We start from the raw sequence: 387 nt of genomic DNA, 5'->3' as shown, positions 1-387 counted from the left end.
CGACGAGTTCGCCGACCACGAAGGCGTGGGCAAGGTGCGACCCGTAGTCATCTTGGACGCTTCGGGAAAGGCGAGCGTCATTAACGCGAAGGTAACGACGTCGGCAAACTACGGACTGTCCGATTTCGTCGAGATCTCCGACTGGGAATCCTGCGGACTCCGTCGGCCCTCCTGGGTGCAAGTCGAGCCCCTTGTGGAGGTGCGTCGCGACAAGCGTTTGAGGGACGAACCGCTCGGGCAACTGTCCCTTTCGACCTACGAGCTTGTTTGTGCTGCGCTGGGTTCGGTCAATCAGCATCCCTTACCAGAACCTGATAAACCACTACCTGGTGCAATGCGCCGAGGAGAAGAAGGTTCTCGCGTTCGCCTAGGACACGCATAGAGAGC

At 59.2% G+C, this 387-nt stretch carries 1 protein-coding gene; it reads left to right on the top strand.

Annotation, left to right across the window (positions count from 1 at the left end):
• Positions 1 to 382 (top strand): type II toxin-antitoxin system PemK/MazF family toxin (locus tag NE591_RS13145; RefSeq protein ID WP_256156851.1); only part of this gene is annotated, 382 nt, incomplete at its 5' end.
• Between the last annotated feature and the right edge of the window lie 5 nt (positions 383 to 387).

This window comes from Adlercreutzia sp. DFI.6.23 (assembly GCF_024462535.1).
Lineage (GTDB): Bacteria > Actinomycetota > Coriobacteriia > Coriobacteriales > Eggerthellaceae > Adlercreutzia > Adlercreutzia rubneri.
Note: the sequence above shows the minus strand (reverse complement) of the source record. Positions and strands in the feature narration are given on the sequence as shown.